This is a genomic window from Sphaerochaeta sp. S2 (genome assembly GCF_016406725.1).
Lineage (GTDB): Bacteria > Spirochaetota > Spirochaetia > Sphaerochaetales > Sphaerochaetaceae > Sphaerochaeta.
In genome coordinates, this window is the sequence record NZ_JAEKNT010000229.1 from 1 (window position 1) to 9,257 (window position 9,257).

Sequence of the window (9,257 nt, forward strand, 5' to 3'; positions counted from 1 at the left end):
ATGCATAGGAACCTGTAGGAATGATTCTTGATCTCTCCTTCATGGCTATAGCTGTCGCAATATCTTCTAGGGAAGGAGTTGCATAGGTTCCTAAGACGTTTGAAAAACGTGGATGTAGGTAGAGGCCAGGTCCCAAACGGATGATACGGTTTTGTTGCACCAGTCTCGATAGGATTATATGAATAGCTGTTTGGCCAATATTTTCAAATACTTCAGGAAAGAATATTGTTCCTTCCTTCATGCTTTGTATCTGAGATCTTACTTGTTCTGCTTTTGAAGGGATGTGGTTACGATTCATATGATATAAATATAGCAAAAAATTATATCAAGTCAAGTGTGAAATAGAGAGAAGCAAGAGTCGGGGGAATTGTCCCAACCCACTGATAAATGAATCGGCTGACACTGCCACCTGATTTTACAAATATGTACGTACCTGTGCTATTATGGTATGACTTATAATCAGTATAAGCACAGGAGCGGAGTACCATGGAGTTGTTTCACGGACTGGCAGCCCTCTTTTCAGGCAGCAGTAGGGAGTTTCCTCCTACCCTCTCAACACGGGCGCGCGTAAAAGGCAGGGCCCTTATTAAGAGATTCTATGCTCTCAACGGTATCTCCATTGTATTTCTCATGGAGAATATTCTTATCCTCTACGCCATTGCCAACGCTGTCTCCGATCCCCTGATTGCCGCACTTTCTTCCTTTGTCCATCTGACAATGCCATTCATGATCGTCGGCAAGCATCTGGTATCGAAGATCGGGGGGGCACGCACCTGGGCACTGGGGTGGTTCCTCCGCTACGTGTTCGCATCCTTTCTGATTGTTGCCCCGATGGCTGCTCCTTATGTGCCCCAAGCTTAGTTTCTGCAATCATACTCGTTGCGGCTTTCGGTTTCGCGCTCTTCAGGAGTATGGGAGTTGTGGCGACTTCGCCGCTTGAGGGTGAGGTAACCACACCGGAGAATAGGGGAGCTTTTCTCGCAGGCAACCACCTTCGGGTCACTACGACTCAGATTATTGCTATGCTCGTGATTATCCTCATAACCCGCTACACCGCAGAGATCTGGGTTTATCAAATGCTAATCGCCATCGCTTGCCTTATCGGCCTCTATGCCTCCACGGTGCTCGCTCGGATCCCTGAATCGCGGATGCCGCAGGTCTCAGCCCGCATTCCGTTGGGGCAATCCTTTAGGCGACTGTGGGCTCAGAAACAGGCTCGCGGATTGCTGTTTGCTTGGAGCGGCGGTCTGGTGAGCTTTATGATGGTCATCCCCTTTATGATGATATCGGTAAAGAACGGCTACGGGACCCAGGATTCTACGGTCCTGCTCTTTTCGCTCATTCTACTGATTGGGGGAGTCTTTTCTTCGGTGATCAATGGAATGATTGCAGACCAGGTAGGACCTCGGCCGATCCTCCTGCTGAGCACAGCAGGCCTCCTGCTACCTGCAGGTATGTGGGCAGTAGCTCCTGAGATTTTCAGTCCTCTGTTGGTGGGAGTGGCCTTCTTCATTGCCGGATACTGTAAATTCGGCATCATTGTTGGACTGAACCACTACTTTCTCTCTTCAATCGGTGATACCGACCGGGTCGGCAGCGCGCTATTCATCCGTGTCTTCTCCGGTGTGGCTGCAGGTCTTTCGGGGACGGTCATCGGCGGGGGGCTGCTCTCCTGGCTGGAATTCTCGGGGTTTTCCGGGATGGACGGCTACCGTCTCTATTTCAGGATTATCATCGGGGTGCTGGTGGTGATGATTTTTCTTGTCCGATCGCTTGAGAAGCTCAATGAATGGCCGCTAACGAATGTGATCAGTCTCTTCATGGCACCTCGGGATCTCTACGCAATCCATGTGCTCAATCGGCTACGCAACTAGGATGATAGCGGTGAGGATGCCCGGACCGTGAAACGGCTCGGGACCATCGGCTCGACCATCCCGGAGACCGAACTCAGAGAGCAGCTCGATTCTCCGCTGCTCACTGTCCGCGTTAATGCTTTGCAGGCGCTTGGGAACATCTCCTTCGGAAGAAAGACCGAAGATGCTGTGCTCAACCAGCTTTCCTGCGGCGAGCACACCACCGCTTGGATAGCGGCAGAAATCGTCGGCAAGCACCAGATCAAACGGGGTGTAGAACTGCTTCGCTGGGGACTGGGCTCTTCAGACCATTTTCTCCAGGGAAAGTGCATGGTTGCCCTTGTCCGCCTTGGGGACACTGACTCCTATGCTCAGATTGTCTCACTCTTCAAATCATCAGATAATCCAAGGATTATCATCCACGGAGCCAAGGCCCTCTCGCTTATGGAAGGTATGTCGGCCCTGACGGTAATCCTCCGTAAATCGATTGATCCCGAACTCCCAGCCTCTGTCGTGGATGAGGTTCTCACTGCCGCGGCGGCGACCGTATCGCAGGAGCAGCGGTGGTACCATTTCCTCCAGAAGTACAACAAAAACCGGTATGTCGGGGCAACCGAGTTCATCTCCGACCTGGACGGTGTTGGTTTCAGAAAAGAGGACATCAGCATGTTTGCCAAGATGGCGGGGCAGGAGCAGATGCTTCCTCATTTTACGAAGACACTGGAGAATCTCGCCGCTGTGAGCAACAGTCCTGTCGCGCTGGAGATACGCAGCCTGTTGTCGGATATCGGGATCGATCATATTCCGGTCAAGACGGCCTTCTGTATTGCCCTGATCCTCTCGGCCGTTTCTGATCGGGCACACCCCCTGACAGTGCTTCCATACTGAGCGAAAGAGTATTTTGTCCTGATGTAAGCTGTAGTGGAATTTGGGAGGACATGTACTGACCAATAGTATGAGAATATGGTAGATTGATATAACAAATCACATAATTACTGCAGAAAGGGTGATTAAACTCACATAATTTGTAGAAATAATGTGATGTACTTTTACATTCTGCCTTAAGTTAAGGGGAGAGAAAGAGGAGGAATGCTATATGCAAAGAACTGCGATACCGTCTCTCGTAGCAACCTTCTCAGTGCCTTTGCGGTATTAGACAAGTAGCAACAATCGTTGCGAATTTGAATTTCTTCTGCAACACAAAAATCTTGTTATTCCTATTGAAGTGAAGGCTGATACAAATATTTCAAGTTCCGCGTTTAATGCGATATAGAGGCTACATGAAAATGCATTTTCGTTGAGGGTAATTGTATTTTTTCTATCCCTTTCTAGGGGCATCCCAAGATTAGGAACAATCACCTCTGCCAACAGGAAGAGAATTTCTTAGGTAGTGCAAGGTAGTGTTATTCCTTTTCTGCACTCAATGAAGACGGATGCTCTGCATTTTCATCCTGAGCAGGGAGAGGGAGCGCATAAGGGAGTAGTATTGCCTTTCCTGTGGGAATTTTGCCTCTTTATATATTTCATGCAATACCTTTGGGTCTTCAAACCAATCATTTCGGACTCTGCCTTGATTTAAGAGTGCATCAAGTCCTCTTGTGGATGCCTTTCTCTCTTCCATGGTACTGAATAGGGTATCTGCCAGTTCATCGTATGATGGATGGATGAAGTGGTTTGTGTACTGGAGATACCACTCTTGTATTGAATCAATCCCAACATCCAATAATTCGCTATCTTCAATGGTATGGGCTAGGGAGAGGTAGAACAGGCTTGCCTTTCCCTTACCTTCCTGAAGTCGGAGAATTCTGCCTAGTCGTTGTATGCGTTGGCGTTGTTCGGAGGTGGTAGCAAGGAGAATGCCTACATCTGCAGAGGGTATATCGAGACCTTCGTCCAATGCCTTGCAAGAGACAAGGATTCGAGCCTCCCCTGTACGGTATCTTCTCAGTGCAAGGGTTTTCTCTGTCTCTCCCATCTCACTATGATACTGTGCCACCTTATTGGGGAAGTATCGCTTCAGCCTTGCATAGAGTGCTTCACTTTGACTGATCCGTTCCCCGAATATGATGATCTTACTTTGTGAGTCAAGCAAAGCAATAAGATCAAAGGCACAAGACAGTCTCTGTGGTGCTTCATAGACAAGTGCCCTTCTTTGATAGAACAGCGTAAGCAACAGTGTTGCAGTCTCAGCAATTAAGGGAGTCTCGCTCAGACATAGTCGTTGTAGTTCAATGAAAAATGCTGAGCCCTTAAGTTTGGAGAGGCCAGGAATCAACCTATTGATCTTTTTAAGTGTTGCAGTGATCCGTCCTGAAAGCTCATCATACTTTGCTACCTGGGAATCGGTCATCTTCAAGGCAACATTGTAGATGACCACCTGGTTGATTACTCCCTCCGTCATTGCCTCTGAGAACCCATAGGTATAGAAGAGTGGTCCAAGGGAGGGAACCAATACCTGCTCAAACCCATTACCTTGTGGTGTTGCTGAAAGACCAAGTGAGTAGTAGTTTTTCTTTTGCCCCTCATTCAGCGATTCAAGAAAAGAGAATATCTTTCTGTTCTCTGTACTTGCATAGTGATGGCACTCATCTGCAATGAGCATTACAGGTATCCTGTTACTGAGTTGTTGATGCAGAATGTAAGAAAGCTTGTATCGGGCAGAGTTGATAACATAAATCATGACAGGCTTGTCATGTTCCTGATGATGCGTGCCACAGACCCACCCAATATCTTCTCTCTCTATTCCTAGGTCATCATGATGAGCAAGAATAGCCGATTTCCACTGTCCGACCAGAAAGGTTTTTGGGACAATGATTACGATGTGCAACTTGGTTCGCAGCCTCTCCTGCAAGGCTTTTGCAGCATACAGGGCAAGGATTGTTTTTCCGGCTCCTGTTACTACCTGCGCAACACCACGTCCCTGCTTTTCCAGCCAGGATGCGATACATTGTTCTTGCCATGCATAAAGGGATAAGCCCATGGGTTTGATGCTCCTTGGCACAAGATACCACGAGAGGTCTTACTCAAGCAATGTGATGCGATAATGGTAAAAGGGATTGCATAGAATAGAACCATCATTTATGCTTTTTTTGTATGCCCAGAAAGGAGAAGACATGGACTACGAACTTTTATACAACGAATATCTTGCGTACGAGAAGGCAATTAAAGAAAAGATCAAATTGGTAACCAAACTGCAAAAAGCTATTGCTAAAAATATGAGCAGTGGTGACCTTTCTAAAAGTATTTCAGACACTGAGTTATTGCATCAAGCAAGTGACGAGCTGTCTGATTTGACCAGTAATCTTAAAGCATTGCTTTCAAGCTTTGATGCCAGAGATTATATGGAGAGTGGACTTTTTGCTCAGCAGCTCTTGAGTCAGTGTGAACAGAGTAATGTCGATGTCATTGGTGATTTCCCTGTCTACGAGATGTTTCCCTACAAGGTACGCTTTGACGTGGAGACCCAGGATGCCTATCTAGACCGAAAGAAGGTCTCTTGTCTTCGTCCATCCACCTTGGTGTCCATTGTTAAGGCAGGACAAGAAAAACTCTACAAGGCATCCTTCAGGGCAAACCAGTTTGCAACTGAGTTGGCTGCTGCCTATGATCTTGCTTGTTTGAAGCTTGGGAAGGAAGCAGGAGCAGATATCTACCTGACCACGCTCTATAAATACTTGGTGCCGATGAGCCGTTCTCGCAAGGAGTATGACCAACAGAGTTATGCATTCGACATTGCCCGGCTTTTTGATGCCCAAGACGTGGAAATAAAGGGAGGGAGGTCATTCCAGTTCGGTCCAAGCAGAAACAACTCCAAGGCACTGAGGATTCTTGACCAGACTGGAAGAGAGTACTATCTCGCAACCATACGATTCTATTAAAAGAGGTAGTTTGATGGAAATGCAGACCAATATGCGTGCAACCATTGCTCAGCTTTCTCAGGGAGAAGTCCCCGAAAGTGACCAATTGCTCAACCAACTTTCAGTTGGAATCCAATTTCTTACTGACTTCTATCAGGAGAAATATCTTGATGAGTTCATCAAGGCAGGCGGGAGCAAGATCAAGTTCATTACGGGAAGAAAGGGAAGTGGAAAGACACATACCCTTCACCTCTTGCAGTCCCTTGCAAAGCAAAGGAAGTACGTAACGGTCAGCATTTCTGCAAAAACACTCTGGTTGCATGATTTCAGGGAGTTCTATCTTGAGGTGCTCCGTCAAGCCGATATCATGAACTTGCTCAATCATTGCAGTGAGAAGATTGTGCATGCGATGGGATTTGAGAGCAAGGACATTGACCCCGGTCTTACCTTCCTTGATTTCCTCGCCCAACAAGGTCTAGCTGATGGGATAACCAGGCGGGAGATGCGTAACCAGCTAAAAGAGTTGTTCCTTGATAATCCGAGGATGGATAATAACTTTTCTCTTGCTTGCAGTTTGCTCTGTGGTTCCTTGCTTGGGCATCCAGTATTGGAAGAAACAAACAAGGAACTTCTGCTTGCATGGATGCATGGAGATAAGAAGATCCGGATGACCCTGCTCAGGCCATTGGGTTTGGCTCCTACCAGAATTACCAAGTATAATGCCCGTAATTTGCTGCGTAGTCTTGCTGAATTGGTACATCTGAGTGGGTATGCTGGGCTGTTGGTGACCGTTGACAATCTTGAGGTTCTGGTTGATAGGTCAGGAATGAATCCACTGCATTACACCAAGATGAAACGAGAAGATACATATGAAAGTATTCGCCAATTGATTGATGACATTGATACCTTCAACCATTTCATGGTGGTCTATGCATTCTCGGGAGAGTTACTCGATAATGAGAATGCTGGGTTGAAGTCATACCAAGCACTCTGGATGCGAATCCAGAATGAGGTACGATCAAAGCGAGTGAACAAATTTACCGATATTGCCGATCTTGATGCGATAGCACTTCAGGAGTATTCACCATCATTGTTGGTAGAGATGAGCCAAAAGCTTGCCCAGCTGGTACAGCATATCAATGTACAGGCTTCCCCTTTGGATGAAGAGCATGCAAGACAGCTAATAACGCAAGCCAAACTGGGTGGTATGTCACTTCCTCGTTTGGTCAATCAGGCAACGTTGGGGTTCCTTGCCCAACAAGATACTGCTGAGGAGGAAGAACATGGCTTGGGGTTATGAAGAGAGACATATGATCGAGGCCTTGCGTTCAGGGATTCCTTCCAAGGCTATAGGTCACCACTTTACAGAAGCCAGACAGGATCTTTTGGATGAGGTCATTGAAAAACTGGATGGGGTGTGTGACTCCAAGATGAGTGATTCCATGATTATCAGCGGGAAATATGGTGAAGGGAAGACCCATCTTATCAACACCATCTATACGTTGGCTCATCAGAGAAACATGGTTGTTTCCCTGGTTTCCTTGAGCAAAGAGACACCTCTGGACAAACTTTACTTGGTGTACCCAAAGTTGGTAAGCAATACCTACTTACCCAACCATGTACAGCCTGGGTTTACCCAGGAGCTGAACAAGCTTTCGCCTAATTCCCCTTTGACCAACGACCTCTTGTTATATGGTGCAACACAGCTTGAGACAGACCGTCTCTATTATTTACTACGTTCCTACCTCAATACCGATGATATGGAAGAGCAATTTTTACTGCAGACAGATTTGGAAGGGGACTTTGTACCCAACCTCCAGATCAAGAAAATGTATCGTAGGATTTTTGGTGAAAAGGTAGTATTCAACCAGAATTTTGTGAAATCACGTCACGCCCAGGACTATGTAGCCTTTCTCAGCCATCTGTTCGTACAGCTCGGGTATAACGGGTGGGTAGTTCTCTTTGATGAATCTGAGCTCATTGGTCGCCTAAGCAAGAAGGCGAGGGCAAAGGCATACAATAATCTCGCATCCTTTCTTTTCCCTGCTAAGCAGCTGGAAGCTACTTTCAGTCTTTTCGCCTTCAGTTCTTCCTATACAGAGGATATTATTGAAGCAAAGAATGAGTATCAGAATCTGGAGGAGTTGTATCCTGAAGGTCAGGAGCCGATGAAATCAGTGCTGGATTCCATTGTGAAAGCTCCTCAACTGAAGCCACTTAGCCATGAAGAAATGCAGCAAATTCTTGAGAAGATCGTACGCTTCCACGCAAAGGCTTATGACTGGCAACCTGGGATTAAGTTGGAAGAACTCTTATCGCGTGTAGACAAGAGTGGGTATTTGTTGCGGTCGAAGATACGTAGTGCAATCGAGTATCTTGATCAACTCTATTTGTACCAGACTGAAGCTGATAGCTCCATTGTACAACTTGAAGAGGGCCATTACGAGGAAGAGAGCGAGGAAGAGAGTACCCCTACCTTTGAACAGTTGTTTGATGATTGACCCCTCATATGTAGATGTAGGAGTATGGAAATGAGTAGAGATATCCCTTGGGTCAATCATCTATCACACTATGCTCTGGCTCTTTCACAATTAGCGGATGCTGTAGTATTGGCAAAACAACGATCTCTCAGTGCATTGGAGCAACAGGGTATGATCCACTCCTTTGAAAATACCCATGAGTTGAGCTGGAAGTTGCTCCGTAACTATCTCAAGGATCAAGACATTCAGAAACTATATGGCCCAAAGGATGCTGTTCATGCAGCATTGGCTGTTGGGCTGATACAAGAAGGAAAGCCCTGGATGGATATGATCCGGGATTGTGGCCTAATCTATGACCTAGAGTTCACCGATGAAATTGTTACTCGCATCACTGGTTCTTACATTCATAATTTCCAGAAGCTACTGGAGACCTTTGATGGTTTTCGCGTGAAATGAATCGATCCAGAAAAGCATAGAGTCTCTTGTATTCTCTGTTCTCAAGGCAGAGGATACTTTGGGTAAAAGTGTGAGCTTTGCCGATTTGTTACACTCAAATACTTAAATCTCTAATAACTCTAATACCGATAATAATCAGTGGCCAGATAGATGAGAAGTGCACTTGATTATACCCTATCTGATAGGGTATTTTGTAGACAGCTTATGTAGACCAATCGTGAATTTGTCATGATGCCGGAGTTTGATCGCCAATGGAAACACCTTGGGCTTGGTGATGAGGTACTTCGGCAGCTACAGGAAGCATTATTGGAGAATCCCAAGGCAGGTGCTGTGCTGAGAGGCACTGGAGGGCTTCGAAAGTATCGGATTGCTTTTCCGGATCGAGGCAAAAGCGGCAGTGGTTGGGTTGCATATGTCGATTTCACCATGTATGAGACGATCTACTTGATCACGGCATATCCAAAATCCGAGAAAGACAATCTATCGGCCAAGGAAAGGAATGAAATCGCGGCAATGATTGCCATTCTGGAAACAGGTCTGCAGAAACAGGAGATAAGGAAATGAGTGTATATAAAAGTATCATGAAAGGGCTGGATGAGGCCGTCAAATAC

10 protein-coding genes are annotated in these 9,257 nt (G+C 46.4%); 8 read left to right on the plus strand and 2 right to left on the minus strand.

From position 1 onward, the window contains the following. Nucleotides 1–298 (minus strand): DUF6088 family protein (locus JF818_RS16360; protein WP_233066493.1); only part of this gene is annotated, 298 nt, incomplete at its 3' end. A 188-nt stretch (nucleotides 299–486) separates the two neighbouring features. Between JF818_RS16360 and JF818_RS06265 the strand changes: the two genes are divergently transcribed. Genes JF818_RS06265 through JF818_RS06275 form a run of 3 tightly spaced genes read left to right on the plus strand, consistent with a single transcriptional unit; the run spans nucleotide 487 to nucleotide 2,741 of the window. Beyond that, a complete protein-coding gene (locus JF818_RS06265; RefSeq protein ID WP_198891175.1) occupies nucleotides 487–861 on the plus strand; it encodes a hypothetical protein in 375 nt (124 codons plus the stop codon). Continuing rightward, nucleotides 786–1,874, plus strand: coding sequence for an MFS transporter (locus JF818_RS06270; RefSeq protein ID WP_198891177.1), 1,089 nt, complete (start codon nucleotides 786–788; stop codon nucleotides 1,872–1,874). The genes JF818_RS06265 and JF818_RS06270 overlap by 76 nt, the downstream gene beginning before the upstream one ends. A 27-nt stretch (nucleotides 1,875–1,901) precedes the next feature. Further along, the gene (locus tag JF818_RS06275) at nucleotides 1,902–2,741 is read left to right on the plus strand and encodes a HEAT repeat domain-containing protein (RefSeq protein ID WP_198891178.1); all 840 of its coding nucleotides are present in this window, start codon (nucleotides 1,902–1,904) and stop codon (nucleotides 2,739–2,741) included. 532 nt (nucleotides 2,742–3,273) lie between these two features. On the opposite strand, the gene JF818_RS06280 is transcribed toward JF818_RS06275, so the two are convergent. Continuing rightward, entirely contained in the window at nucleotides 3,274–4,833 is a 1,560-nt protein-coding gene (locus tag JF818_RS06280) for a DEAD/DEAH box helicase (RefSeq protein WP_198891179.1), read from the minus strand. A 133-nt stretch (nucleotides 4,834–4,966) separates the two neighbouring features. On the opposite strand from JF818_RS06280, the gene JF818_RS06285 reads away from it, so the two are divergent. From JF818_RS06285 to JF818_RS06305, 5 genes are all read left to right on the plus strand, one after another. After that, complete coding sequence (locus JF818_RS06285) at nucleotides 4,967–5,731, plus strand: hypothetical protein (protein ID WP_198891180.1); 765 nt, start codon at nucleotides 4,967–4,969, stop codon at nucleotides 5,729–5,731. A 13-nt stretch (nucleotides 5,732–5,744) separates the two neighbouring features. After that, nucleotides 5,745–7,010, plus strand: a complete 1,266-nt coding sequence (locus JF818_RS06290; protein ID WP_198891181.1) for a BREX system ATP-binding domain-containing protein — start codon at nucleotides 5,745–5,747, stop codon at nucleotides 7,008–7,010. After that, the gene (locus JF818_RS06295) at nucleotides 6,994–8,211 is read left to right on the plus strand and encodes a BREX system ATP-binding domain-containing protein (RefSeq protein WP_198891182.1); all 1,218 of its coding nucleotides are present in this window, start codon (nucleotides 6,994–6,996) and stop codon (nucleotides 8,209–8,211) included. Before JF818_RS06290 ends, JF818_RS06295 begins: the two co-directional genes overlap by 17 nt. A 30-nt stretch (nucleotides 8,212–8,241) precedes the next feature. Then, complete coding sequence (locus tag JF818_RS06300; protein ID WP_233066525.1) at nucleotides 8,242–8,646, plus strand: HI0074 family nucleotidyltransferase substrate-binding subunit; 405 nt, start codon at nucleotides 8,242–8,244, stop codon at nucleotides 8,644–8,646. 231 nt (nucleotides 8,647–8,877) lie between these two features. Then, nucleotides 8,878–9,210 carry a type II toxin-antitoxin system RelE/ParE family toxin gene (locus JF818_RS06305; RefSeq protein ID WP_233066528.1) on the plus strand — a complete coding sequence of 111 codons (333 nt, stop codon included), beginning with the start codon at nucleotides 8,878–8,880 and terminating at the stop codon, nucleotides 9,208–9,210. Nucleotides 9,211–9,257: the final 47 nt, after the last annotated feature.